A 26,167-nucleotide genomic window follows, 5' to 3' on the forward strand; every position below is an offset into this window, starting at 1 on the left:
TTGGCGCCATGGTCGAGATGTTTGCCGCCCCGGAGTGTCGAGCCCCCTGGTGGAGCGCCGGGCGAGTTAGATCGACGGATCACACCACCACCGACCCGTGACCGGAGGGATGCAACTGCAATGGACCGCTCTGCCCGAGCGCGGCGTCCCGCTGCACCCGGGGTGCACAGCCAATGAATTTCGCGGCGTTGCCGCCGGAAGTCAACTCCGGTCTGATGTACCTCGGCGCCGGCGCAGGGCCGATGCTGGCCGCGGCGACTGCCTGGAGCGGACTGGCGGCCGAACTACACACGGCGGCAGCAGGTTACGAATCGGTGGTCGCCGAGTTGACCAGCGTGGCATGGACCGGCCCGTCTTCGGCGGCGATGACGGCCGCGGCTACGCCGTTCGTGGCGTGGTTGAACACCACCGCGACTCAGGCTGAAAAGACTGCCCTGCAAGCCAAAGCGGCGGTGGCCGCCTACGAGGCCGCGTTCGCCTTGACCGTGCCCCCGCCGGTCATCGCGGCCAACCGCGCCCAGTTGTTGACGTTGTTGGCCACCAATGTGCTGGGCCAGAATGCCGCGGCGATCGCGGCCACCGAAGCCCAGTACGGCGAAATGTGGGCACAGGACGCCACCGCGATGTACAGCTACTCGGCCCTGTCGACCACCGCCTCCGAGCTGGAGCCGTTCTCGCCGCCGCCGCAGACCGCCAACCCCGCCGGCCCGCTGAGCCAGAGCGGCGCGCAGGGCGACTCCGCCGGCAACCTCGCACAGACGGTGTCGTCACGGCTGGCGTCGGCGCTGTCTGGTCCCGGATCGTCCGACGCCTCGTCGCCGTTGGCGGCCTTGCCGGCGGAGGCCGACATCCCGACCGGGCCGTTTGACTGGCTCGGGGTGATCGCCGACGAGCTCGGTGTCGGCGTTGCCCTGCCGTTGTCGATCATCGGTGTCTTCCTGGCGGGCGCGGCGATGCATTTCGCGGAGCAGGACTCCCAAGAGATCTTCGACACCCAGGATGTGCTCCGCGCCGGCCAGCAACGCATCTTGAACGCTCTGGACCAACTGGGGGTGCACGAGGAACTGCCGTCGATCGAAAACCTCCGAGTTCCCCACGAAGCGGTGGTGGTCGCCATGGGCGAGTCGTTCCCGCTCGGGACGCTCTCGACGCCCATCAGTTGGGCCGAGGCGGCCCCGGAGATCCGCCATGCCAGTTTCTCGACGCCGCTCAGCGCCGGCACCACGCCCGCTGGGCTGGGAACGGCGTTCGGCCAGATGGCCCTGGCCGGCATGGGCGGCAGCGCCTTGGCCGGCGCCATGAACCAGCGCCGCTCGGAGTCCGGGAAGGCGGTTGCGGCCACGGCCTCCTCAGGATCGGGCAAGCCGTCGTCGGAGTCGGCGGAACAGACAGCGGTGGCGGCGGCGCATTCCCCGCTGACCTCGGTGGTGGAGCTGGCGGCCGGAATCCGCGAGCTCGGCGAACTGCACGACGCCGGCTATCTGACCGGCGAGGAGTTCGCCGCGCAGAAGCGCCGGCTGCTGTCCCGGTGACCGCTGGGCGCGCCACCTAACGGCGGCGCGACCGCAGGTAGTCGCCAACCACCGCCGCGCCGAGTCCGTCGAGTTCGGGCACCACCACCCGGCCCTGCACCCGTCGCGCCACCTGGTCGATGAAGCGGGCCAGCCCGGGATCGTCGCCGAGCCGGAAGATCGTCACCTGCGCGCCGAGCCGGGCTACGTCGTCGAAGCCCCGCACGGTGTGGGCGATGGTTCGTGGGTGCGGAGGGTAGTCAAAAAACACCGTAGAACCCGCCCCTGCGCCGTTGAAGTCCTCCAGGTGCGCGGTCGGCTCCCCGTCGGTGACCACCAGCACCACCGGCTGGGAGTTCGGGTGACGACGCAGGTGCCGGCTGGCCAAAGCCAGCGCATGGTGCAGATTGGTGCCCTGCTCGTAGACACCCTCCAGACCGGTCAGCTCCGCGGCGGTCACCGTGCGCGCATAGCGGCCGAAAGCGATGATCTGCAACGCATCCGAACGGAACCGGGTGCTGATCAGGTGGTTCAACGCCAGCGCGGTGCGCTTCATCGGCAGCCAGCGGTTGTCCATCACCATCGAGAAAGACGTGTCCACCAGCAGCGCAACGGCGGACTGGGTACGGGTCTCGGTCTCGGAGACCTCGACGTCGTCAACGCTGATCGACAGGCGACCGCGGGTGACGGCGGTGCCCGGTTCGTGCGGTTCGGCGACTTGCCGCAGCACCGTGTTGGTCAGGGTGCGGGTGACGTTCCACGGCTCGGTGTCGCCGAACTGCCAGGGCCGGGTCGCCCCGGTCAACTCGCCGGCCGCCCCCGCCCGGCGATGGTCGCGTTCGCCGCGGCGCCCCGAAAGTTGCCGCGCCACATCGCGTAGCGCGGTTTCGCCGAGCCGGCGCATCGCCTTGGGCGACAGCCGCCACTGCCCGTCGGAGCTGCGGTCCAGGAACCCTTGGTTGAGCAGCGCACGTTCCAGCTCGGCCAGGGTACGCGCGTCGACGGCGGCCTGGTCGCCGAGTTGGCGGGCCAGCGCGTCGAGGTCGACGTCGTCCATGCTCGCGCCCGGATACGCCTGCGACAGTTGCTCGGCCAGCTGCTCGAGCTCGGCGATATCGGCCAGGGCCTGGGCGCCCTCCCCCATGCCGAGGGGGTTGTTGCCGGAGAACTCCGACGAGCCGGACCAGTCCTCACCCGGCCGGGCCGCCTGCAGGTGCGCGTCCAGGCGGCCCAGCGCCTGCTGCAGTGCCGGGGAGCCGAATGCCTGCTCCGCCAACGCATCCAGCTCGGCGCGCTGCTCGGCGCTCAGGCTGTTGCGGAAGCGCTGCGCGGCCGCGGCACGCTGGGCCAACGAATCCAGCAACTCCTCGACATTCTGTGGGTTCTCCGGGAAGAACTCGCCATGCTTATCCATGAACTGTTGGAAGTCCTGCGCGGTGTCTTCGCCGCGAGAGTGCTTGTCCAACAGGTCGTTGAGGTCGTCGAGCATGTCGCTGACCCGTTGCCGGTCGGCGTCGGTGGCGCCTTCCAATGCCTGCTTCATGCCGGCGAAACGCTGGTCCAGCATTTCTCGGCCGAGCAGGTCCTTGATCTTCTCGTAGGACTCCCGGGCCTCGCCGCTGCGCCAGTTGTAGTCGGACAGCTCCTGCACCGCTTTGGCCGGCGACGGCGACAGCCCCTCGATCTGCATCTCGGCGAAGCGCGCGTCATCGTCGAGCGCGCGGGCCAGCTCTTTGCGTTCGGCCAGCACCGCCTCGTCGAGCAGCTTTTTGACCTCGGCCAGGGTTCCGTCTAAGTTGTTGCGGCGCAACAATTCCCGACGCCGCCGTTGCGCCTCGGCGGCCAGCTGGTCGGCCCCGGTCAGGTTCTTGGTGCCGCGGCGCAGCAGCTCTTGCAGCGCCCGCCGCGGTGACGTCCCCTCCATGACGTCGCGCCCGATCTCCTCCAGCGCCTCGGCCAGGTCGACCGGCGGCGCCAACGGATCCGGCCCACCGGTGTAGGCCGAATACCGGGAGGCGTGCCGTCTAGCCATAGACGGTTTCGCCCTCGTCCGACGTCTTATCGATGCGCTTGGCCAAATACAGTGCCTCCAAAGCCAACTCGAGTGCCGCGGCGCGTTCCCCGTCGGACTCCGCACCCAGGCGCTGCGCGACGGCATCGATCACCGGCAGATCCGGCAGCGCCGCCAGCACCGCTTTGGCCGAAATCCGCTCCCCCGTCGTCACCGTCGCATTCTCGACCGCCGCCACCAGGGGGCCCACGTCGATCCCACCCAGCGCCCGCGCCGCGGTATCGGCGGTGGCCCGGCGCAGCAGGTGCTCCAGCACCGCCTGTTCACGACCTTCCTCGCCGGACTCGAATTCCAGCTTGCCGCGCAGCACGTCGACGATCGTGCTCAGGTCCACCACCCGGGCCACCGGATCGGTTTCGCCCAGCACCGCGCCGCGGTGGCGGGCCGACGCCGCCACCGTCTCCGCGGCGGCGATCGCGAAGCGCGCCGAGACACCGGAGCGCTGATCCACCGAGCGGGACTCGCGCAGGTAGCGGGCGAAGCGGGCCAGCACGGCCAGCAGATAGTCGGGCACCTGCGCGCTCAGGTGCGCCTCTTGGGCGATCACGCCCACCTCGGCGTCGAGTTCCAGCGGGTAGTGGGTGCGGATCTCGGCACCGAAGCGGTCCTTGAGCGGGGTGATGATGCGGCCGCGGTTGGTGTAGTCCTCCGGGTTGGCGCTGGCGACCACCAGCACGTCCAGCGGCAGCCGCAGCGTGTAGCCGCGCACCTGGATGTCGCGTTCCTCCATCACGTTGAGCATCGCCACCTGGATGCGCTCGGCCAGGTCAGGCAGTTCGTTGACGGCGACGACGCCGCGGTGCGCCCGCGGGATCAGCCCGTAGGCGATGGTCTCGGGGTCGCCCAGACTGCGCCCCTCGGCCACCTTGATCGGGTCGATGTCGCCGACCAGGTCGGCGACGCTGGTGTCGGGGGTGGCCAGCTTCTCGGTGTAGCGCTCGCTGCGGTGCCGCCACGCCACCGGCAGGTCGTCGCCGAGTTCGGCGGCCCGTCGAATCGACTCGGGCGTGATCGGCGAATACGGGTGCTCACCGAGCTCGGCGCCGGCGATCACCGGTGTCCACTCGTCGAGCAATCCGGTCAGCGCTCGCAGCAGCCGGGTCTTGCCCTGGCCGCGTTCGCCGAGCAGCACGATGTCGTGACCGGCGATCAGCGCGCGCTCGAGTTGCGGCAGCACGGTCTCCTCGAACCCGAAGATGCCGGGCCAGATGGCCGCGGCGTCGTCACCGTCGCCGAGCCGGGCCAACAGGTTCTCGGCGATCTCCTGTTTGACCCCCCTTTCCCGGTGGCCGGCAGCACGCAGCTCACCGAGAGTCTTGGGCAGATCGTGCGGGGCATTCGGCGCGGTCACCACTCCACGCTACGACGGGTCTGATGGTCCGTCACGATGTCCTGCGTTTATCGGCCACCCAATACCCGATACCCTGGGTACTGTGAACTTTCCGGAATGGCGTGAACGACCGGCTCAGACGTATTTCGGCCCGGCGTCCTGGCAGGCCCAGCTGCTGGCTGCGGCCGCAGCGATCTTTTTGCGCACCTCGATCGCCGTGCTGACGCTGGTCGGCATGGTCGTCAACCGGTTCTGGCCCGCGGCTCTGCAGCGAGCACGCCTCGACCTCATCGACCAACCGATGCGCTACATCCGGGCGCTGCCGGGCACCGAGGTGGTACGGGAGCGGCTGACCGACTGCCCGGCGGAGTGGGTGGTGGCCCCGGGCGCCCGCGACTCAAACCGGGTGATCGTCTACTTCCACGGCTCGGCACTGGTGACGCTGGGCCTCAATTCGCACCGCCGCTTTGCCAGCAAGCTCTCCGCGGTCACCGGCGCGAAGGTGTTCAACGTCGGCTACCGCTTCGCGCCGCTGGCCGGGATCGACGAGGCCGTCGCCGACGGCCTGTGCGCTTACCGTCGCGTTCTGGACGCCGGGTTCACCGCGGACCACGTTGTGGTGGCCGGGGATTCGGCCGGCGGGCTGATGGCGGTGAACACCGCCCTGGCCGCTCGCGATGCCGGGTTGCCGGCACCCGCAGGCCAAGTGCTCATGTCACCGCTGACCTCGTCAGACATGGCGATCAAGCGCGAGGCCGCACGCACCCACCGGGACCCGTTCTTCCCGTTCATGGCCTTCATGTTCATCTACCGGGTATTCGCCACCGTGAACGGCACCCGCGAGCTTCCGGTGATGCCGCCCGAAGCGGAGCTGCGCGGGCTGGGACCGTTCCTGCTGCAGGTCGGCAACAACGAGATGCTGCGCAACGACACCTTCGTGCTGGCTGACAAGTTGACCGCCGCCGGCGTGCCGAACTGGGTTCAGGTGTGGGACCGCGCGTTGCACATGTTCCAGCTCACCTTCGACTTCAACCCCGACGCTCGCCGGGCGGTCGCCGAGATCGCCGACTTCGTCGAGTACGCCGTGGCCAACGCTGCGCCGAGCGCCGAGTCGACTCTCGGCGCCTAGCTCTGCCCCTGCAACAGGGCCAAAAGCAGCGGAATCCGGTTGGCCTCGATCTCGGGCTGCGGCAGCACGGCCCGCACGATCGCCGCGCCGTCGAAGGTGTTGGTAAGCAGCGCAACGATGTTGGGGAACAGCTCCTCGGGAAACGCGTCGGCACCGGGAAATCCACGGGCGGTGTCGTAGATCTTGGCACCGTATTCGTCCAACACCTCCGACAGCGTGGACCGCAGCTTCTCGTCGGTGCGGGCGGCGATCAGCAGCTCGTAGACCACCGCGTTATTGGAGTTTGCCGTCAGATCACGCAGCAGGGTCAATATCGCCTCCAGCGCCGGTCCGTCGGGCGGGATCTCCGCTACCTGCTTACCGATCAGCTCCAGCTGACGTCGCAGCACCTCCTGGGCGGTGGCCGCCATGAAGTCGCCCATGGTGCCGAAGTGACGGAACAACGCCCCGTCGGAGACCCCGGCGCGCGCGGCGATCACCTTGGCCGACGCCCGGGCATAGCCGATCTCGGCGATGGTGGCGATGCTGGCGTCGAGCAGCCTGGCGACGGTGGTCTCGCGGCGCTCCTGTTGGGTTCTGGCCATGGTTCTAGACCGATTGCAGCTCACGGGATCCGGCGCGCAGGAAACGGCCGGAGCGCACCGTGGTGCCGTAGCCGTCGCAGAACTGCCCGTTGCGGAACACGACGGTGCCGCCCACGCCGGTGGCGACCACCGCGTCGTCGTTGCGGTTGACCATCCGGCTCAGGTCGCCATAGAACGGCACCTTCTCCTCGTGGTAGGCGTCCACGGCGTCGGTCAGGCCCGCCGGGTCGATCACCACGAAGTCCGCGCGGTCGCCTTCGCGCAATGTGCCGGCGTCGAACCCGAACCAGTCGGCGACTTCGGAGGTCAACCGGTAGACCGCCCGCTGGACGCTCATGAACGGACGCCCGGCCGCCTCGGCGTCGCGGACTCGCTTGAGCAGGCGCAGCGAGAAGTTGTAGAAGGCCATGTTGCGCAGGTGCGCTCCGGCATCGGAGAACCCCATGTGGATCACCGGCTCGTTGGCCAGCTTGTCCAGCTGCTTGGGCCGGTGGTTGGCGACGATCGTGGTCCAGCGGACGTTACGTTCACCGTTGTCCACCAACACATCGAGGAACGCATCCAGCGGGTGCAGCCCGCGCTCCTCGGCGATCTGCCCGAAGCTCTTGCCGATCAGGCTGGCGTCCGGGCATTCGACGATCACCGCGTCGTGGAAGTCACGGTGCCACAAGCTCGGGCCCAGCTTCTTACGGTCGAAGGCCTTGCGGAACCGGCGGCGGTACTCGGTGTCGGCCAGCAGCGCATTGCGCTCCAACTGGTCGCGCAGGTGCAGCGCGGCGGTTCCCGCGCCGAACTCCTCGAAGACCGGCAGATCGATTCCGTCGGAATACAACTCGAACGGCACCGGCAGGTGCTGGAACCGCACGCTGGAGCCGAGCACGGCGTTGAGCAGCCGAGCACCCGGACCGAAGACCCGCACCGCGCCCGGTGCCGACTTGGCGTCGGCGGAGACCAGCAGGCTCATCCGAACGCCGCGCCGCCGGCCGAAGATCCCGCTGCTGGTCAGGAAGAAGTTCAAGGCCGTCAACGGGTTTCGGACGTCGGGTGCGCTCTGCAGCATCCGGCCACGCTTGCGCAACACCTTGATCAACCGTCGCCGCTCACGCCAGGTGGCGAACGTCGACGGCAGCGCCCGGGACCGGAACCGGTCGCCGTCGAGCTTGTCGATGGGGGCGTCCATCCCGGACATGCCCAGCAGTCCGGCCTCGAGCCCCTGGTCGAGCAGAGTGGCCATCTTCTCCAGCTCGGCATCGGTCGGGACGACGCCGTCGGTGGTGGCGCGGTCCAAGCCGAGCACCGCGGTCCGCAGGTCCGAATGACCAAGCATGGAACTGACATTGGGCCCGAGCGGCAACTCGTCGAGGGCGTGCACGTACTCGGCGGGCGTCGACCAGGTCTTTTTGGACTGCAGCGCATCCAGTACGAACTTGCGCGGCACCGCCTCCACCCGGCTGAACAGGTCGGCGGCATCTTCGGACTCGGCGTAGACCGTCGACAGCGAGCAGTTGCCCAGCAACACCGTGGTGACGCCGTGGCGCACCGATTCCCGCAGCCCCGGGTCCAGCAGCACCTCGGCGTCGTAGTGGGTGTGCACGTCGATAAAGCCCGGGACCACCCACTTGCCGGCCGCGTCGATCACGTCCGGGCAGCCGGTTTCATCCAGCTCCCCCGACACGATGTCGGCGACGACGCCGTCGCGGATGCCCAGGGTGCGCACCTGGGGGGCGTTGCCCAGGCCGTCGAACCACAGTCCGTTGCGGATGATCAGGTCATAGCCCACGACGTCTCCCCACTTCGAAGTTGAGATAAATAGTGAGTGCCTGCAATCTTTTTGTCAAGGCTTACATTCAGTCCAAACCATCCGCCGTGTCAGCGCAGCCATGGACCGCGCCATCTACCGAATCGAAGACTGCAGCGCAGTCAGTCCAACAACCGTATCGGGCAACTGGAAGCCGCACAGCCAACGGCGAGCCAAATCCTCGCAGTCTGCCCTAATGTTGCGCGCGAAGGAAGGAGTTGGCAATGGAGCCGTGGGCTTGGTGGGTATCGCTGATCTTCTATTCGCTGATCTGCGGTCTAGGTGGAGGGATTATCACTAGTTCCAAAAATCGGGGATGGGGACAAGGCGTCTGCTTAGGCTTTTTTCTCGGCCTTATCGGCCTGATCGTCACAGTCGGAGTCGCGCCCCTGAAGCCGCCTCCAGCAAAACCACAAAAGTCAGTTCTCTCCCCGGAATGGCAAGCGGAATCGCAGCCCATGGGTTTTCCTGCGACGCTCAGCGCTGTCACGGTAGGCATTTTGGGCGGTATCGCCGTCGTCGCGGGCGTTATCGCGTTCGCCAACTGGCTGGCGTGACGGCACCACCACCGGGACCGCCCATGCCTCCGACACCGGTTCAAGATCTGCCACTACCGGGCCGCCGCAGATTGAGCTCTTACCACCGCCGCGACCGTTCCACGTTGATGTCGTTAACTACACCGAGCGGCTCGCCCCTGCAGTAGCTCACCTAGTGCGCGAAGTGCCGTGCCCCGGTCAGGTACAGCGTGATCCCGGCCTCGGCGGCCGCCGCGGTGACCTCGTCATCTCGCACCGAGCCGCCGGGGTGCACGATCGCCTTCACCCCGGCCGCGGTCAGGGTCTGCAGACCGTCGGGGAACGGGAAGAACGCGTCGGAGGCCGCCACCGCACCGGCCACCCGCTGGCCACCGCGCTCCACCGCCAACCGGGCCGCGTCCACCCGGTTGACCTGCCCCATGCCCACACCGATGGTGGCACCGTCGGCCGCGACCACGATCGCGTTGGATTTGACCGCGCGGCAGGCCCGCCAGGCGAAGACCAGGTCGGCCAGCGTGGCCGGGTCGGCCGGCGACCCGGTGGCCAGCGTCCAGTTCACCGGGTTGTCTCCCGGTGCGTCGAGGCCGTCGCGGCTCTGCATCAGCAGACCACCGCTGATCTGGCGCCATTCGGTGCCGCCGCGCAGCGGCTCGGAGGCCAGCAGCACCCGGATGTTCTTCTTGCGCGACAAGATCTCCACGGCACCGGGCTCGTAAGCCGGCGCGACGATCACCTCGGTGAAGATGGTGCTGACGTACTCCGCCATCTCCACGCTGACTTCGGTGTTGGCCGCGATCACCCCGCCGAATGCACTCAGGGGGTCGCACTCGTGCGCCTTGCGGTGGGCGTCGGCCACCGAGGTCGACGAGATCGCGATGCCGCACGGGTTGGCGTGCTTGATGATGGCCACGCAGGTGTCTTCGTGATCGAATGCCGCCCGCCAAGCGGCATCCGCGTCGGTGAAGTTGTTGTAGGACATCTCTTTTCCGTGCAGCTGCTCGGCCTGAGCCAAGCCCGGCCAGGCACCGCCGTCACAGTAGAGAGCGGCCTGCTGGTGCGGATTCTCGCCGTAGCGCAGCTGCGTGGCCCGGCGGTAAGTGCGCCCGTACCACTCCGGCAGCGCCTGCCGGGGCTCCTCGGGCGCCAGCGTCGACGACATCCAACTGGCGACGGCGACGTCGTATTCGGCGGTGTGCCGAAATGCCAGTGACGCCAAACGTTTCCGCTCCGCCAGAGTGAATCCGCCGGCGTTGACCGCGGCCAGCACACCGTCGTAGCCGAGCGGATCGACCACCACGGCGACGCTGGGGTGGTTCTTGGCGGCCGCCCGGATCATCGACGGTCCGCCGATGTCGATCTGCTCGACGCATTCGTCCACGCCGGCACCGGAATCCACGGTCTCGCTGAATGGGTACAAGTTGACCACCACCAGCTCGAACGCCGCGATCTCCAGCTCGTCCAGGGCCGCAGCATGCTCGGGTTTACGCAGGTCGGCCAGCAGACCGGCGTGCACCCGGGGGTGCAGCGTCTTCACTCGGCCGTCGAGCACCTCCGGGAAGCCGGTCACCTGCTCCACCGGCGTCACCGGAATGCCCTTGGCCGCAATCGACTTGGCGGTCGACCCGGTGGAGACGATATCCACGCCGGCGGCGTGCAATCCGGCGGCCAGGTCGACCAGTCCGGTCTTGTCGTAGACGCTGATCAACGCGCGACGAATCGGTCGCTTGCCGTCGGTCATCCTAAGGTTGCCTTTCGTCCGTTCCAGGTCACGCCGCCGGTCGCCAATGCGGCCAGCACGTCAACCAGGAGCTTGCGCTCCACTGTCTTGATGCGTTCATGCAAAGAGTCCTCGTCGTCGCTGTCGAGCACGGCGACCGGTTCCTGGGCCAGCACCGGACCGGTGTCGGTTCCGGCATCCACCAGGTGCACGGTGCAGCCGGTGACCTTGACTCCGTAGGCCAACGCCTCGGGCACCGCGTGCGCTCCCGGGAACGCGGGCAGCAGCGCCGGGTGGGTGTTGATGGTGCGTCCCAGAAAACGGTTGAGGAAGTGCGATCCCAGGATTTTCATGAACCCCGCCGAGACCACCAGATCGGGACTGTGGGCCGCGGTGGCCTCGGTCAACGCGAGGTCCCATGCCGCCCGGTTCGGATAGTCAGCCATCCGGACGGTGAATACCGGCAACCCGGCCGCCGCGGCGACCTCCACCGCCCGGCAGTCCCGGTCGGCGCCGACGGCGACCACTCGGGCCGGGTAGTCCCCCACCGCTGCGGCCAGCAGCGACTCGAGCAGCGACCCGGTGCCCGAAGCCAGCACCACCAGCCGGGCGGGGACGCTGGGAGCCACGTGGATCGGTTGCACGGTGACTGAGCCTAATGGTGATCTGGCCTCCGGCGACGATGCGGCCCCGACGATCAGGCGGACCGCTGCGCTCGGTCGCGGGCTACCCGAAGTGCGGCCGCCACGCCGTCCGTCCAAATCTCGACCATGTCCCAGGTCACCTCGGGGTGACCGATCGGCTGGGCCATCTTGCCGAGCTTGGCGACCCGCCCGTACGCCAGGTCCTGAAAGTCCGGGTCGTCCAACTCCGGGAACTCGTCGTACTCGCTGCAGAACCCCGCGCTCTCCAGCTCGTCGTACAGGGACTCCGCCAGGTCGTCGGTCAAGCCGATGGTGCCCGACTGCGGCGACGGCTCGATCATCTGCATGCCGGCCTCGACGCCGTCCACCCAGATCAGGACCGCCACGTCGAGCACCCGCTCATGGCCCGGCGGCAGGATCAGCCCGGTCAGCTTTTCGGCCCGGACGCCGGCCAGCATGTGCAGGTTCCGCCGCCTCGGCACGCCAGGCGGGAGGTTCTGGCCGGCGGACTCGGTACTCACGACGTCGGTCATGTCGTCCCCTTGGAGTTCGGACGGGCGGCACTTCCCATCCGATCAGCCGCAGGCGACATATATAAGGGACTGAAGTCCTCGATTTAGCGGTCGTACCCGTCGTCGTCGGTGAACATCAGGTCTTCGGGGTCTTCCAGCGGGCCCGGCGGCTGCGTCGGCGCGTGCGACCGAAACGTTCGCGGCGGCTCGGGTTCTGGCGTCCAATTCAACTCGCCGCCGTCGGTGACCTCGTCTGATTGGAAGCCCGGTTCGAAGTCGGCGTCGAACAGCTCGTCCGGTTCGAAGAGCTCCCCGGCTGAGACGAGATCCTCGGGGTCGACGTCCACGATCGGCGCCGGGATCGGTTCGGCGACCCCTTCGGGCTCCGCGGGCCGCGCGGGGCCGGGCGGCAGCACCCGCTGCGTCCCGGCCATCGCATCAGCCCGGACCCCGCCGATCATCACCACCGTCAGCGCTCCGATCGCGGCGAACCAACCGAACACCGCGGGGCCGAAGGTCAGCTGATCCACCCCGACGTCACCGAAGTTGCCCAGCCGTCCCCCACCGGCGGCCCCGAGCACGGCCATCGACACCGCCGCGATGAATGCCGCCGCCGCCACTTTGGCCAGCGCCGGAAGCAGCGGTAGCGGCCGGCGGGCGCATTGTTGCCCGACGGCCACGCCGGAAGCCGCCCCGATGATCAGCAGCGCCACCCAGGCCGGGCCCAACGGCGGCGTGGGTGCCGCAGCCAGAATCGGCAGCGCCGGGATGTCGCCGCCGAGCACGGTGAACGCGCTGAACAGCGCGGGGCCGATGTGTGCGCTCGAGCCGACCGCCATCGCCGTGGCGCCGACCAGGACATTCGGCACATACAGCACCGCCAACAGCGTCAGGCTTAGCTGGCCGAACAGCGAATCGGTGATCGCGTAGAGCTCGTGCATGGTGCCCCAGTGCCAGACCAGCGAGACCACCGTCACCGCCCCGGACAGGCCGAACAGCGCCAGCATGCCGGTGATCGCGGCCCGCACCGAGTCCGCCAGCCAGCTCGGCAGCCGCGTCTCGGCCAGCGCACGCCGGCCAACCCTGGTCCCCACTCCCAGTGCCGCGCCGATCGCGTGCACAGCGAACACGTGCGCGAAGGCACCCAGGGCATGCGGGGTCTGCAGCTCGGTGATGACCGATGCCGCGTCGTGGATGACCGCCAGCGAGACCGCCGCGATCAACAGCGGGCCGCCCAGAGCCGAGGCCACGATCCAGCGGATGACGAACCACGAGGCACCACGGGCGGTGGCCTGCGCGGTGGTTCGTGCCGTGCCGGCCACCATCAGCAGCACCGGCAGCAGCGGTAACACCCCCAGGTCACGGCCGCCGATCGCAATCGGCACCTGGTGCACGCCCAGCCACATGCTGGCGATGGCACCCGACGCCCCGGTCATGTCGCTGTTGGCGATCAGCAACTGCAGCAGCGTCACCGCTGCGATGACCGTCAACGCCACGACGGACGGGCCGAACGCGACCCGTACCAGGTCGCGGGTCGGGTTCGAGCCTGGTTTGCCGCCGGTCACCGATGTCACGCTGCGAGCACGTTCAACTCGGCGCGCGGGCGCGGGTTAGGGCTGCGCCGGCCCCGACGAGGCGGAGCCGCCCTGCGACTGCTGGCCGCCCGTCGAGCTCTGGTCCGAACCGGATGCGCTGTGGCCACCGGTCGATGAACTCCCCGAACCACCGGACGACGGCGGGTTGTAGGAGGGGAATCCGGTCGGCGGAGTCGGCGGCCCCTGCGGTGCCGACTGCTGGGCGCCTGAGGAGTAGGCACCCGACGACGGTGCCTGCTGGGCGCCGAAGCCGCCGCTGGACGGCGCGGACGGGTAGCTGCCGTACGACGACGGGTAACCAGGCTGCTGCGGAGCCTGCTGGCCCTGGTGTCCCTGGTGTCCGTAGCCCTGCTGGCCGTAGTAGTTGCCGCCCGGCGGCAGCCCGTACTGGGCATAGGGGTCGTACTTCGGACGCGGAGTCGGCGCAGTCACCACGCCGGCCTCCAGCAGCAACGATCCGACCGCGGCGACGGCCTGCAGGACGCTGAAGGTCAGGATCAGCCACAGCCCCCAACCGATGGTGTAGTCGCCGCTGGCGTCGGCGACGGTCGAAATGGCCAGCAGGGCACCCAACGCCGAGACCACGGCGACCACCGCCGTGTAGACCTTCGCCTTGGGCAGCAGGCTGACCGCGGCCAGCAGTGCGGCCAGCACCGCCAGCGGAACGGTGTGGCCGGCGTCGCCGAGGACCAGCGGGTAGTCGACGTCGGTGATCGTCACGATCGGCCCGAAGTTGGCCAAGTAGACACCCAGCCCCAGCGCAACCACCGCGATCCGGAGATACTGCGGCAGTTTGCTCTCGGCATCGCCGCCCGCTTTGGCGAACGACGGGGTCGGTGGTCCGTATGAGCCTGACGGTTGAGAAGGCTGGAAGCCGGGAGTCCCGGGCGAGTAGGTCATGACCTCTCCTGTGCTTGTGGGCAGGGCGCTTCTGGGCGGTGCGGCGCTCTTCGACCATCCACGCTAGCGCACATGCGGGGCTACTCGGTGGGACAACACCGCGCGATCCGGACCCCCCCGTTGCCCGTCGAACAGGAACACGTTCTAATCACGGATATGGATTACGGGCTCGTGCTGTTCACCAGTGACCGCGGAATCAACCCGGCTGCCGCCGCCAAACTCGCCGATGATCACGGCTTCACCACGTTCTATGTGCCGGAGCACACGCACATTCCGGTGAAGCGGCAAGCCGCCCACCCGACCACCGGGGACGAGTCTCTGCCCGATGACCGTTATATGCGCACCCTGGACCCGTGGGTCAGTCTGGGGGCCGCCTGCGCGGTGACCTCGCGAGTGCGCCTGTCGACTGCGGTGGCGCTGCCGGTCGAGCATGATCCGATCACGCTGGCGAAATCAATCGCCACACTGGACCATCTGTCCGGCGGCCGGGTGAGCCTGGGTGTCGGATTCGGTTGGAACACTGATGAACTGGCCGATCACGGCGTGCCGGCCGGACGGCGGCGCACCATGCTGCGGGAGTACCTGGAGGCGATGCGGGCGCTGTGGACGCAGGAGGAAGCGTCCTACGAGGGCGAGTTCGTGAACTTCGGCCCGAGCTGGGCTTGGCCCAAGCCGGTGCAGTCGCACGTTCCGGTGCTGGTCGGTGCGGCCGGGACCGAGAAGAACTTCAAGTGGATCGCCCGCAGCGCCGACGGCTGGATCACCACACCGCGTGACTTCGACATCGACGCGCCGGTCAAGCTGCTGCAGGACACCTGGGCGGCCTCGGGCCGCGACGGAGCGCCTGCGATCGTAGCGCTGGACTTCAAGCCGGTTCCCGAGAAGCTGGCGCACTGGGCCGAGTTGGGCGTGACCGAAACCCTGTTCGGGTTGCCGGACCGCTCCGAGTCCGAGGTGGCGGCGTACGTGGAACGGCTGGCCGGCAAGCTGGGGCTCAGCACCTAGCGTTCAGCACCTAACGCGGGAGCCCCACTCCGCGCGAAGGTGCGTGTTTGTCCGGCGACACGCCAGTTGTGCTGGCATTCTGCGCACCCTCACGGCGGGACGGTGGTGGGGAATCAGCGCAACGAGCAGCGGTTGCCGTAGTCGAACGCGTGCACCGTCACCGCAGCGCCCAGCGGGTCGCCGTCGGACAACAAGGCCACCAGGTCGTCGTCTTCGGTGGTCGCCAGGAACCGGGTGCCGTCGGCATCCAATCGGCCGATGACGATTCCGGTCCGGGTCTCCCAGTCGTAACGGACGCTGTAGGTCTCGATGGTGGCCGGGCCCTCGGCGCTCTCGGTGACTGCCACGGCCGGTGCGGTATCGGCCCGGGCCTGCAGTTCGGCGCTGCGATCCGGCTTCCACGGCACCGCAGTGGTCGAGTACACCCCGGCCGCGTACTTGCTCATCATGCCGCCGTTGGCCCCGACGAACGTGAATTGCCCTGGGACACTTCGGGCTGAAGCGACAGCCTCGGCGATCGCATGCATCGAATAGTTGTTGCCGGCGCCGCCGAAGAAGGGCAGTCCACCGGTCAGCGTCAGGCCGCGCGGGTCATCGCCCACCAGGCCGAAGGCATCGCAGATGGCGAACACCGGCACCGGGAAGCAGCTGTAGAGGTCCATGGCCGCGACGTCCCCGAAGCCGATCCCGGCCATCTCGAGCGCCTCGGTGGTAGCCGTGATGGCGGCCGGGTAGGCACTCAGGTCAGGCCGCTCCAACAGCCGCTGGGCACGCATGTCGGCGTGACCGTGCAGGTACACCCAGCGGTCCTCGGGCACACCCAGGCGGCGGGCGGCCTCCACCGACATCACCAGCACCGCGGCACCCTGATTGACCTGGTCGCGCGCCACCAGCAGCCGCGGGTAGGGGTCACAGATCATTCGGTTGTCGGTGCTGATGGTGGTCAGCTCATCGACCGAACGCTCCACCGGGGAAGCCGAGAACGGGTTCTTCGCGGCGATCTTGGTCATCGGGGCGAACAGCTCCCCCATGGCCTGCAGGTAGTCGGCCGTGCTCAGGCCCAGCCGGGCACGGCGGGCGTTTTCCAGCAGGCCGTACTGCACCGGCGCACCGGTCAAGCCGTGGATCACGGTGTAGCGCTCGACGAACTCGTCCAGACCGAAGCCGCGGTCTTCGAGCTGCCCGTCGATGGTCTCGGTGAAGTCCGGCTTATTGTCGGCCTTGGCGAAGTGGCGCAGCGTCGAAGTCGCGTCGGATCCGCACAGCAGCACCACGTCGGCGGTGCCCGCCACGATCTCGCCGGCGAACTCGGTGAGCAGCTTCTGCGGCCCCTGACCGCCTACTTTGTCCAACACCGCCCGCGCCGGCTCCGCGCCGATCAGGCGCGCAACAGACCGGGGGAAGTTGTTCGACTTGCCCAGCGGCGCAGGGGCTTTCGGAATAGAGATCTCGAACTGGCGGGTGGCCACCACCGCATCGATGGCCGACGCGACCTGGTCTGTGTTCGCCCCGCAGTCAGCCAAGGCCGCCTGAGCGGCGGCCGCGGCCAGCTCCACCGGCGACATCGCGCGGTAGTCGGCGTCGTCGATACGCTCGGCGGCCTGCCCGACGCCGACGACGACGGGAGTGCGCGGATCGATGCTCATGTGCTCACCCTTCTACGACGAGCAGACGCGAAAGCCCCCAAAAAGCCACGAACTTGGGTGCTTTCACGTCTGCTCGCGCGAGAAACAGCTACAGGCTCTCGAGGATCTGTCGTGCCAGAGCCGCGGTGGCCGACGGGGTCTTGCCCACCTTCACCCCGGCGGCCTCCAGCGCCTCCTGCTTGGCGGCCGCGGTACCCGACGAGCCGGACACGATGGCGCCGGCGTGGCCCATGGTCTTGCCCTCCGGCGCGGTGAACCCGGCCACGTAGCCGACCACCGGCTTGGTGACGTTGGCCTTGATGTAGGCCGCGGCCCGCTCCTCGGCGTCGCCGCCGATCTCGCCGATCATCACGATGACCTTGGTGTCCGGGTCCTTCTCGAACGCCTCGATGGCGTCGATGTGGGTGGTGCCGATCACCGGGTCGCCGCCGATGCCGATGGCGGTGGAGAAACCGAAGTCCCGCAGCTCGTACATCATCTGGTAGGTCAGGGTTCCGGACTTCGACACCAGACCGATCGGGCCGGAGCCGGAGATGTTGGCCGGCGTGATGCCGACCAGGCACTCGCCCGGGGTGATGATGCCGGGACAGTTCGGCCCGATGATCCGGGTCTTCTCACCCTTGTCCACGTTGTAGGCCCACGCGTAGGCGCTGTCCTGCACCGGGATGCCCTCGGTGATCACGACCAGCAGCGGGATCTCGGCGTCGATGGCCTCGATCATCGCGTCCTTGGCGAACTTCGGCGGCACGAAGGCGATCGACACGTCGGCGCCGGTCTCCTTCATGGCCTCGGCGACGCTGCCGAACACCGGCAGCTCGACGTCGTTGCCGTCCTTGTCCTTGTGCGAGACGGTGGTGCCGGCCTTGCGGGCGTTGACCCCGCCGACGATCTGGCTGCCGGCGGCCAGCATCCGCGCGGTGTGCTTGGTCGCCTCGGCACCGGTGATGCCCTGGACGATGACCTTGCTGTCCTTGTTGACGAAGATCGACATGACTTAAGCGTCCTTTCCGGCTGCGAAAGCCAGCTCGGCGGCCTTGTCGGCGGCCTCGTCCATGGTGGCGACGACGGTCACCAGCGGGTGGTTGGCCTCGGCCAGGATCGCCCGGCCCTCCTCGACGTTGTTGCCGTCCAGGCGCACCACCAGCGGCTTGGTCGCGGCGTCACCGAGGATCCCCAGCGCCGCCACGATGCCGTTGGCCACCGCGTCGCAGGCGGTGATCCCGCCGAACACGTTGACGAACACGCTCTTGACCTGCTTGTCACCCAGGATGACGTCCAGGCCGGCGGCCATCACCTCGGCGGAGGCGCCGCCCCCGATGTCGAGGAAGTTGGCCGGCTTCACGCCGCCGTGCTTCTCACCGGCGTACGCGGTGACGTCCAGCGTCGACATGACCAGGCCGGCGCCGTTACCGATGATGCCGACCTCGCCGTCGAGCTTGACGTAGTTCAGGTCGTGCTCTTTGGCCTTGATCTCCAGCGGGTCGGTGGCGTCCAGGTCGGCGAACTCGGCGTGGCCGGGCTGACGGAACTCGGCGTTGCCGTCCAGGGTGACCTTGCCGTCCAGCGCCAGGATCTGGTCGTCGGGGGTGCGAACCAGCGGGTTGACCTCGACCAGGGTGGCGTCTTCGGCGACGAAGACCTCCCACAGCTTCTGGATGGTGACCGCGGCGGCGTCGAGCACCTCGGCGGGCAGGTGGCCCTGCTCGGCGATCGAGCGGGCGAACGCCAGGTCCACACCCTTGACCGCGTCGACCGGCACCTTGGCCAGCCGCTCGGGCTTGGTGGCGGCGACCTCTTCGATCTCCATGCCGCCCTCGACCGAGCACATGGCCAGGAAGGTGCGGTTGGAGCGGTCGAGCAGGAAGGAGATGTAGTACTCCTCGGCGATGTCGCTCGCCTCGGCTACCAGCAGCTTCTTGACAACGTGGCCCTTGATGTCCAGACCGAGGATGTTCTGCGCGTGGGTGAACGCGTCGTCCGGGGTGGCGGCGTACTTGACGCCACCGGCCTTGCCGCGGCCGCCAACCTTGACCTGGGCCTTCACCATGACTGGCCGGCCGATCTCGGTGGCGATTGCCTTGGCGTCCTCAGCGGAGGTGGTTACCCGGCCCGGCGTGGTGGGCACGTTGTGCTTGGCGAACAGCTCCTTCGCCTGATACTCGAAAAGATCCATGGGCTCACTGTCTTATTGCGGGTCGCCGGCAAGCCGGCGCTGTCGGATTGTGAGAGATTTAGCTCCCGAGGCACTGTATCGAGAGTGCGGCGGGGTTCCCTCCTCGCGTACCACTGCTGTGGCACATCTCACCGCCAGAAAAACGTGATTCGCTTCACATTAACGACGGGATTTGGCCGATAGCTTGCCAGGCCCCAGGGGGAGTGGTTACCGTCACCAGGTCCAGGTCTTTATAACGTTCTGATCACGACCAGAGGAACTTCTAGGCTGATGCAGCACGGTGCACCGATGCGTCCGGTTTCCGGCGGGGCTCTCCCTCGACGTCGAAACGGCGCCACGGCTGCTGCGATCCGGTCTCCGGAACCCAGCCCCGCCGAGGTCACCGACATCATTCCGTTCAACGCGTTCGGCTGGCCCGACGACGCATTCAGCGACGACACGTTCGACGAAGCGTCCGACGTGCTGCTGGCCCCTGAGCTCGACGACATGACCGACACCGACAACATGCCGGTCCTGCGGCTGGCATTCCCCCGCGGCGGCTACCCGGAGCGCTCCTACCACCCGCACGAGGCGGCTCAGCTGCCCCCGCGCGGCGGCAGACACCGTAGTCAGCCCGCCAGTGCCGTCAAGAGTCGCGTGATGATCGCGGCGATGGCCGCCGGTGCGGCCGCTGCCGCCGCGCACGCCGCCACCCACCCGTCCGGCGACACCGTCGCCCGGCCGGCCGTGCTGGCGGCCAGCAAGACCACGCTGAACGACGGCACCACCACGACTTCCAGCCACGGCTTGCAGATGATCACGGTCAAAGCTGCGGCCAACGTCGTCGTGCACAACGAGGAGTTGGCCAAGGGCGTGGCGTTCGCGCAGGAGCGCGCCGAGCGTGAAGCCCGGCTGCAGCGTCCGTTGTTCGTCGCACCCACGCAGGGCGCGTTCACGTCGAACTTCGGCTACCGCTGGGGTGTGCTGCACGCCGGCATCGACATCGCCAACGCCATCGGCACCCCGATCCTGGCGGCTTCCGACGGCGTGGTGATCGAGTCGGGTCCCAGCGCCGGTTACGGCATGCTGGTCAAGCTGCGCCACTCCGACGGCACCGTGACCCTCTACGGCCACATCAACCGGTCGCTGGTCAGCGTCGGTGAGCGCGTGATGGCGGGCGACCAGATCGCCGAGATGGGCAATCGCGGCTACTCGACCGGTCCGCACCTGCACTTCGAGGTGCTGCAGAACGGCACCAACCGGATCGACCCGGCTTCCTGGCTCGCCAAGCGCGGGATCAATTTCGCCTGATACGACGGCGTCGACCTGCCACGCACGGCTTCGCCGCGCTTGCAGTCGCCGCTAGCCTGGAACGGTGAGCGACCGCCACCATCCACCGACCGGCGTCAGTTCTCCCAGCCGCATCATCCGCCGGGCGCCCACCGGCGCCATCCCGATCGTCACCAACTCTGGGCGGATACCGCCGGCCATCCAACCCACCCCAGCACCATTGCCGGTGCGATACCCGGCGGCGGGCGTCGCGATCGGCGTCTGCGTGCTCGCCCTGGTCGGCTGCTGGGCCACCTCGGTGGTGTCCACCGACCTGATCGCCAGCTGGTGGCACACCGACCGGCTGTTCTGCGTCGCGGTCGGCTTCTTGAGCCTGGTGTTCGCCGGGACGACGGTGTCCGGGGTGATCATGCTGCTGCTGCGGCGCCCGCTCGGCCGCTACCTGATCGCGGTCGGAGCCGTGGTCGCCCTGCTGACTTTCGGCAGCCTGTTCCTCGCGGGTGCCCGGGTGCCGGGGATCGTGCACGTCATCCCGGTCATCGAGGTCGCCACCGTCGCGGCGGCACTGCACCCGGCCACCAGGCGCTGGGCGGAGAGCGGCTAAGGCTAGAGCTTGGTCACCGGCGCGTGGTTGTGCATCAGCTTGACCCGCCCGGAACTGCCGAAGTCGATCAGCGACATCGCCGACTCCCCCACCCCGGAGACTTCCTCCACCCGGCCCAGACCGTACTTGTCATGCGTCACCCGATCCCCCGGCGCCAGCACCAGCAGCGGCCGGTTGCTCGATCGGCTCGGTGCCGGCCGCGGGGTTCCGAACCGGCCGGCGCCGCTGACCGGGGCGCTCGGTGATGCGGTGGCGTCCGTGCGCCGCCAGTCGATGAGCTGCTGGGGGATCTCCCGCAGGAATCGCGACTCCGGGTTCAACATGGGCTGGCCCCAGGACGAACGCACCTTGGCCCGGCTCAGGTACAGCCGTTGCCGCGCCCGGGTCAGGCCGACGTAGGCCAGCCGGCGTTCCTCGGACAGCTCGCGGGCATCCCCCAGCGAGCGCATGTGCGGGAACATGCCGTCCTCCCAGCCGACGACGAACACCACCGGGAACTCCAGCCCCTTGGCGGTGTGCAAGGTCATCAGGGTGACCATGCCGGCCCCGTGCTCGGGGATCTCGTCGGTGTCGGCGATCAGCGAGACCCGCTCCAAAAACGCCGCCAGCACCCCGACGTCGGGCACATCCTCCTCCTCGAGGGTGCCGTCCTGGTCGGCGAGCGCGTTGGCCCGGTCAATGCTGAATTCGTGTGCGACGCTGACGAGTTCGTTGATGTTGTCCAGCCGGGCCAGTTCCTGCGGGTCGGTGGAGGCCTCCAACTCGGCGCGGTAGCCGGTCCGGTCCAGCACCAGCTCCACCAGGCCGCCGAGGTCGTCGTCGCAGGTGTTCAGGTGCGCCCGCAGCTCCTCGAGCATCGCCACGAAGGCCGCGATCGCGTTCTGCGAACGGCTGTTGAGCATCGGTACGCCGCCCTCGGCGGCGGCAGCCAGCGCGGCGGCGAACCCGGTGCCGGTGTTCTCCGCGTGCACCGACACGCACGCCTCCGCACGGTCGCCGATACCGCGGCGTGGGGTGTTGAGGATGCGCCGCAGGCTCACCGCGTCGCCGGGATTGTCGAGCACTCGCAGGTAGGCGATGATGTCGCGGATCTCTTTGCGTTCGTAGAAGCGCACGCCGCCAACGACTTTGTACGGGATGCCGCTGCGGATGAACACCTCTTCCAGCGACCGGGACGCATTGTTGGTGCGGTAGAACACCGCGATGTCGCTGTAGTTGACGGTGCCAGCATCGGTCAGGGCGTCGATCTCCTGGGCGACGAAGCGTGCCTCGTCGTGTTCGTTGTCGGCGACGTAGCCGACGATCAGCTCTCCGTCGCCGGCGTCGGTCCACAGTCGCTTCTCCCGGCGCCCTGAGTTGTAGGCGATCACCGCGTTGGCTGCCGAGAGGATGTTCTGCGTGGAGCGGTAGTTCTGTTCCAGCAGGATGGTGGTCGCGTCGGGGTAGTCGCGTTCGAAATCCTCGATGTTGCGGATGGTGGCGCCGCGGAAGGCATAGATCGACTGGTCGGCGTCACCGACCACGCACAGTTCCGCCGGCGGGATGTCCGTGTCGGACTGCCCGCCTTCGACGGAACCGCCGTGCCCCGCAAGCTCGCGCACCAGCATGTACTGGGCGTGGTTGGTGTCCTGATACTCGTCGACCAGGATGTGCCGGAACCGGCGCCGGTAGTGCTGGGCGATCTCCGGGAACGCCTGCAGTATCGCGACCGTCTCGCCGATCAGGTCGTCGAAGTCCAGCGCGTTGGCCGACCGCAGCCGGCGCTGATACTCGGCGTAGACCGTGGCCACCACCCGGCTCAGGTCGTCGGAGTCCTCGGTGAGGTCGGCCAGTGCGCGGTCCGGGTCGATCAGTTCGTTCTTCAGGTTGGAGATGGCGCTGGCCAGCAGCCGCGGCGAGTGCCGTTTGACGTCCAGGCCCATGTCTCGGCCGATCATCAGCAGCAGCCGCCGCGAATCGTCGGCGTCATAGATCGAGAAGTTCGAGTTCAGCCCGGGGACCACCGAGGCTTGGTTGCGCAGGATCCGCACACAGGTGGAGTGAAACGTCGACACCCACATCACCCGGGCCCGGGGTCCGACGAGGCTCGACACCCGCTCGCGCATCTCGGCGGCGGCCTTGTTGGTGAAGGTGATCGCCAGGATCTGGCCCACCCCGACGTCGCGGGCAGCCAGCAGATAGGCGATGCGCCGGGTGAGCACCGCGGTCTTGCCCGAGCCGGCCCCGGCCACGATCAGCAGCGGCGAGCCCTCGTGCAGCACGGCGCGGCGCTGCTGCGGGTTGAGCCCGTCGAGGAGGTGGTCGGTCTGCGGAGTCGCGTGCACTGTCATATCGCAACCCAACGTACCGCCGCCCGACGACAGTCTTTGCGCTGGCACGGCCCTTAGTGGCACACTCGGTTCGTGCTCGACATGCAGCGTCGATTTTTCTACGGGTACCGGTCAGCGGTGCCCGTGGTTTAGCTGCAACGCCAAGCCCCGCGGTCCGCTTCGCCGACCCGGGGCTCGTCTGTTGTGTGAGGCCGGATCGCCGATGGGACCAGAAACCACCAACAGCGAGAACCTGGAGTTTTGATCATGTCTGCCCAACCCCAACAGCTGCCCGACATCGACGAGCTGCGCCACGAGATCGACCGTCTGGATGCCGAGATCCTGGCCGCGGTGAAGCGCCGCGCCGAGGTGTCGCAGGAGATCGGCAAGGCCCGGATGGCCTCCGGCGGCACCCGATTGGTGCACAGCCGCGAGATGACGGTCATCGAGCGTTACAGCGAGCTCGGCCAGGAGGGCAAGGACCTGGCCATGCTGCTGCTGCGGATGGGCCGCGGCCGGCTCGGCCACTAAGCCGGCCGCCGGGCCCCGCCGCTAATGTCGGGGTATGAGCTCCGTTACCCAGATCCCGGACATCTCCACCACCCCGGCCTGGGAAGCGTTGCGCAAGCATCACCAGCAGATCGGCGACACCCACCTGCGTCAGTTCTTCGACGACGATCCCGAACGCGGCGCACGGTTCACCGTCACCGTCGGTGATCTCTATATCGATTACAGCAAGCACCGCATTACCGCCGAGACCGTGCGGCTGCTAGTCGATCTGGCCCGGACGGCGGGCCTGGAGGACCGGCGCGACGCGATGTTCGCCGGGGTCCACATCAACACCTCCGAGGATCGGGCGGTGCTGCACACCGCGTTGCGGCTGCCGCGCAACGCCGATCTGCACGTCGACGGCCAGGATGTCGTCGCCGACGTGCACGCGGTGCTGGACGCGATGGGCGATTTCACCGACCGGCTGCGTAGTGGCGAATGGGTCGGTGCCACCGGGAAACGCATCAGATGCGTGGTCAATATCGGTATCGGCGGCTCGGACCTGGGCCCGGTGATGGTGGACCGGGCATTGCGCCATTACGCCGACGCCGGCATCTCGGCACGGTTCGTCTCCAACGTCGACCCGGCCGACCTGACCGCGAAACTGGCCGGTTTAGATCCGGCCACCACGCTTTTCGTCGTCGCCTCCAAGACGTTCTCGACACTGGAGACACTGACCAACGCCACCGCGGCCCGCCGCTGGCTGACCGACGCGCTGGGCGACGCGGCCGTGTCCAAGCATTTCGTGGCGGTCTCCACCAACGCTGCGCTGGTCGAGGAGTTCGGCATCGATACCGCGAACATGTTCGGCTTCTGGGACTGGGTCGGCGGACGGTACTCGGTGGACTCGGCGATCGGGCTGTCGGTGATGGCCGTCATCGGCCGGGAGCGCTTCGCGGAGTTCTTGTCCGGCTTCCATATCGTCGACGAACACTTCCGCACCGCGCCTTTGGAATCCAACGCGCCGGCGCTGCTGGGCCTGATCGGGCTGTGGTACTCGAACTTCTTCGGCGCCCAGTCCCGCGCGGTGCTGCCCTACTCCAACGACCTGGACCGCTTCGCCGCCTACCTGCAGCAGCTCACCATGGAATCCAACGGCAAGTCGACCCGCGTCGACGGCACTGCCGTCAGCACCGACACCGGTGAAATCTATTGGGGCGAGCCGGGAACCAACGGCCAGCACGCGTTCTACCAACTGCTGCACCAGGGCACCCGGCTGATACCGGCCGACTTCATCGGCTTCTCCCAGCCGGTCGACGACTTGGCCACCGCGGACGGCACGGGCAGCATGCACGACCTGTTGATGAGCAACTTCTTCGCCCAGACCCAGGTGCTGGCGTTCGGCAAGAGCGCCGAGGAGATCGCCGCCGAAGGCACATCCCCAGATGTCGTGCCGCACAAGGTCATGCCCGGCAACCGCCCGACGACCTCCATTCTGGCTACCCAGCTCACCCCCTCGGCGCTGGGCCAGTTGATCGCGCTCTACGAACACCAGGTGTTCACCGAGGGCGTGGTGTGGGGGATCGACTCGTTCGACCAGTGGGGCGTGGAGCTGGGCAAGACGCAGGCCAATGCGCTGCTGCCGGTGCTCACCGAGGACGCCGCCCCGCCGCGCCAGACCGACAGCTCCACCGACGCGCTGGTGCGCCGCTACCGGGCGGAGCGGGGCCGGGCGACCTAGACCCGGGCTGGGGCATTTCTCTCACCCTGACTTTTTCCGGCAGCCACCGCCGTCGGTTCGCCGAGGAGCGCGACCGGCCGGCAGCAGCACCGTGCCGCAACGGCGTCACCGCGATCACACCGATGAGCGTCACGGCGGCACGCAGCGGCCCGGGCCCGGCACTGCGGGAAGCACGTGCCGAGTCGAATCAGCGCTGTTCATAACAGGTTTCGCACCAGAATCCGGCACAGGCGACGACCACCCCGCAACAGTCGCGCAGCTGAGCCCAGGACCACCGCTTCCCGGGGCGCCAGGTTGACCCGCCGACCGGCTTAGGCGGCCGCAACGAAAAGTCGATGGCCGTCCGTTGAATTCCGGCCGGGAAACCTATCGCGGCACGACAAAGATTTCGGCGTCCAGGTTTCCTTAAGCTACGCGCCATGCAGATGCCAACCCGTGTTGGGCAGAGCGCCGCAACGGCGTTCGGCCGCCACCGCGGCGCCCGCCGCGGTGGCGCGGGCGTTCTGCACTGTTGTCGCTGACTCCCCCGCCACTTGCTAATTCTCGGTAGTCACTCTCGGTGACCGGTGCCGAACATCTCGGGCATTGGAAGGCCAGCATGCAT

At 68.2% G+C, this 26,167-nt stretch carries 22 protein-coding genes; 8 read left to right on the forward strand and 14 right to left on the reverse strand.

Annotated elements, in window-relative coordinates:
* Window positions 1–173 precede the first annotated feature (173 nt).
* Complete coding sequence (locus tag ABW16_RS27965; protein ID WP_047317434.1) at window positions 174–1,532, forward strand: PPE family protein, SVP subgroup; 1,359 nt, start codon at window positions 174–176, stop codon at window positions 1,530–1,532.
* 16 nt (window positions 1,533–1,548) lie between these two features.
* Here ABW16_RS27965 and ABW16_RS02180 read toward each other — a convergent pair whose 3' ends face one another.
* Both ABW16_RS02180 and ABW16_RS02185 read right to left on the reverse strand, forming a co-directional pair.
* The gene (locus ABW16_RS02180; RefSeq protein ID WP_047317435.1) at window positions 1,549–3,543 is read right to left on the reverse strand and encodes a vWA domain-containing protein; all 1,995 of its coding nucleotides are present in this window, start codon (window positions 3,541–3,543) and stop codon (window positions 1,549–1,551) included.
* Complete coding sequence (locus ABW16_RS02185; protein ID WP_412178172.1) at window positions 3,536–4,933, reverse strand: sigma 54-interacting transcriptional regulator; 1,398 nt, start codon at window positions 4,931–4,933, stop codon at window positions 3,536–3,538. Before ABW16_RS02185 ends, ABW16_RS02180 begins: the two co-directional genes overlap by 8 nt.
* An 82-nt stretch (window positions 4,934–5,015) precedes the next feature.
* Here ABW16_RS02185 and ABW16_RS02190 point away from each other — a divergent pair, with 82 nt between their 5' ends.
* Complete coding sequence (locus tag ABW16_RS02190) at window positions 5,016–6,041, forward strand: alpha/beta hydrolase (protein ID WP_047317437.1); 1,026 nt, start codon at window positions 5,016–5,018, stop codon at window positions 6,039–6,041.
* Here the strand turns inward: ABW16_RS02190 and ABW16_RS02195 are convergent.
* Window positions 6,038–6,625 (reverse strand): TetR/AcrR family transcriptional regulator, encoded by a 588-nt coding sequence (locus ABW16_RS02195; RefSeq protein WP_047317438.1) that lies wholly within the window; start codon window positions 6,623–6,625, stop codon window positions 6,038–6,040. The two genes, ABW16_RS02190 and ABW16_RS02195, sit on opposite strands and share 4 nt — an antisense overlap.
* 4 nt (window positions 6,626–6,629) lie before the next feature.
* Window positions 6,630–8,405, reverse strand: coding sequence for an N-acyl-D-amino-acid deacylase family protein (locus tag ABW16_RS02200; protein ID WP_047317439.1), 1,776 nt, complete (start codon window positions 8,403–8,405; stop codon window positions 6,630–6,632).
* 242 nt (window positions 8,406–8,647) lie between these two features.
* On the opposite strand from ABW16_RS02200, the gene ABW16_RS25935 reads away from it, so the two are divergent.
* Window positions 8,648–8,980: a hypothetical protein gene (locus ABW16_RS25935; RefSeq protein WP_131721463.1), complete on the forward strand. Its 333-nt coding sequence runs from the start codon at window positions 8,648–8,650 to the stop codon at window positions 8,978–8,980.
* 151 nt (window positions 8,981–9,131) lie between these two features.
* On the opposite strand, the gene purH is transcribed toward ABW16_RS25935, so the two are convergent.
* From purH to ABW16_RS02225, 5 genes are all read right to left on the reverse strand, one after another.
* Entirely contained in the window at window positions 9,132–10,697 is a 1,566-nt protein-coding gene (gene purH, locus ABW16_RS02205) for a bifunctional phosphoribosylaminoimidazolecarboxamide formyltransferase/IMP cyclohydrolase (protein ID WP_047317440.1), read from the reverse strand.
* A complete protein-coding gene (gene purN, locus ABW16_RS02210) occupies window positions 10,694–11,320 on the reverse strand; it encodes a phosphoribosylglycinamide formyltransferase (protein ID WP_047317441.1) in 627 nt (208 codons plus the stop codon). Before purN ends, purH begins: the two co-directional genes overlap by 4 nt.
* 53 nt (window positions 11,321–11,373) lie before the next feature.
* A complete protein-coding gene (locus ABW16_RS02215) occupies window positions 11,374–11,853 on the reverse strand; it encodes a hypothetical protein (RefSeq protein ID WP_047317442.1) in 480 nt (159 codons plus the stop codon).
* An 83-nt stretch (window positions 11,854–11,936) separates the two neighbouring features.
* Window positions 11,937–13,397, reverse strand: a complete 1,461-nt coding sequence (locus ABW16_RS02220; RefSeq protein ID WP_047317709.1) for a cell division protein PerM — start codon at window positions 13,395–13,397, stop codon at window positions 11,937–11,939.
* A gap of 45 nt (window positions 13,398–13,442) precedes the next feature.
* Window positions 13,443–14,327: a DUF5336 domain-containing protein gene (locus ABW16_RS02225; protein WP_047317443.1), complete on the reverse strand. Its 885-nt coding sequence runs from the start codon at window positions 14,325–14,327 to the stop codon at window positions 13,443–13,445.
* A 156-nt stretch (window positions 14,328–14,483) separates the two neighbouring features.
* On the opposite strand from ABW16_RS02225, the gene ABW16_RS02230 reads away from it, so the two are divergent.
* Window positions 14,484–15,332, forward strand: a complete 849-nt coding sequence (locus ABW16_RS02230; protein ID WP_047317444.1) for an LLM class F420-dependent oxidoreductase — start codon at window positions 14,484–14,486, stop codon at window positions 15,330–15,332.
* 113 nt (window positions 15,333–15,445) lie between these two features.
* Here ABW16_RS02230 and ABW16_RS02235 read toward each other — a convergent pair whose 3' ends face one another.
* The 3 genes from ABW16_RS02235 to sucC all read right to left on the reverse strand — a co-directional run bounded on the left by ABW16_RS02235 (window position 15,446) and on the right by sucC (window position 19,151).
* Entirely contained in the window at window positions 15,446–16,978 is a 1,533-nt protein-coding gene (locus ABW16_RS02235) for an acetyl-CoA acetyltransferase (RefSeq protein ID WP_047317445.1), read from the reverse strand.
* Between the two features lie 88 nt (window positions 16,979–17,066).
* On the reverse strand, window positions 17,067–17,969 hold the full coding sequence (gene sucD, locus ABW16_RS02240) for a succinate--CoA ligase subunit alpha (protein WP_047317446.1): 903 nt from the start codon (window positions 17,967–17,969) through the stop codon (window positions 17,067–17,069).
* A gap of 3 nt (window positions 17,970–17,972) precedes the next feature.
* Window positions 17,973–19,151 (reverse strand): ADP-forming succinate--CoA ligase subunit beta, encoded by a 1,179-nt coding sequence (gene sucC, locus ABW16_RS02245; RefSeq protein ID WP_047317447.1) that lies wholly within the window; start codon window positions 19,149–19,151, stop codon window positions 17,973–17,975.
* A gap of 288 nt (window positions 19,152–19,439) precedes the next feature.
* Between sucC and ABW16_RS02250 the strand changes: the two genes are divergently transcribed.
* Window positions 19,440–20,441 (forward strand): M23 family metallopeptidase, encoded by a 1,002-nt coding sequence (locus ABW16_RS02250; protein WP_047317710.1) that lies wholly within the window; start codon window positions 19,440–19,442, stop codon window positions 20,439–20,441.
* A 64-nt stretch (window positions 20,442–20,505) separates the two neighbouring features.
* On the forward strand, window positions 20,506–21,024 hold the full coding sequence (locus ABW16_RS02255; RefSeq protein WP_047317448.1) for a hypothetical protein: 519 nt from the start codon (window positions 20,506–20,508) through the stop codon (window positions 21,022–21,024).
* Window positions 21,025–21,026: 2 nt separating this feature from the next.
* Here the strand turns inward: ABW16_RS02255 and pcrA are convergent, their stop codons facing one another.
* On the reverse strand, window positions 21,027–23,354 hold the full coding sequence (gene pcrA / locus ABW16_RS02260) for a DNA helicase PcrA (protein WP_047317449.1): 2,328 nt from the start codon (window positions 23,352–23,354) through the stop codon (window positions 21,027–21,029).
* 246 nt (window positions 23,355–23,600) lie between these two features.
* Here pcrA and ABW16_RS02265 point away from each other — a divergent pair, with 246 nt between their 5' ends.
* Together ABW16_RS02265 and pgi are read left to right on the forward strand one after the other, a co-directional pair.
* Window positions 23,601–23,864 (forward strand): chorismate mutase, encoded by a 264-nt coding sequence (locus tag ABW16_RS02265; protein ID WP_047317450.1) that lies wholly within the window; start codon window positions 23,601–23,603, stop codon window positions 23,862–23,864.
* Between the two features lie 34 nt (window positions 23,865–23,898).
* On the forward strand, window positions 23,899–25,563 hold the full coding sequence (gene pgi / locus ABW16_RS02270; protein ID WP_047317451.1) for a glucose-6-phosphate isomerase: 1,665 nt from the start codon (window positions 23,899–23,901) through the stop codon (window positions 25,561–25,563).
* Between the two features lie 410 nt (window positions 25,564–25,973).
* Here the strand turns inward: pgi and ABW16_RS27710 are convergent, their stop codons facing one another.
* Complete coding sequence (locus ABW16_RS27710) at window positions 25,974–26,096, reverse strand: hypothetical protein (protein ID WP_268768016.1); 123 nt, start codon at window positions 26,094–26,096, stop codon at window positions 25,974–25,976.
* Window positions 26,097–26,167 lie beyond the last annotated feature (71 nt).

It is taken from the genome of Mycolicibacter heraklionensis (assembly GCF_001021505.1).
Taxonomy (GTDB): Bacteria; Actinomycetota; Actinomycetes; order Mycobacteriales; family Mycobacteriaceae; genus Mycobacterium; species Mycobacterium heraklionense.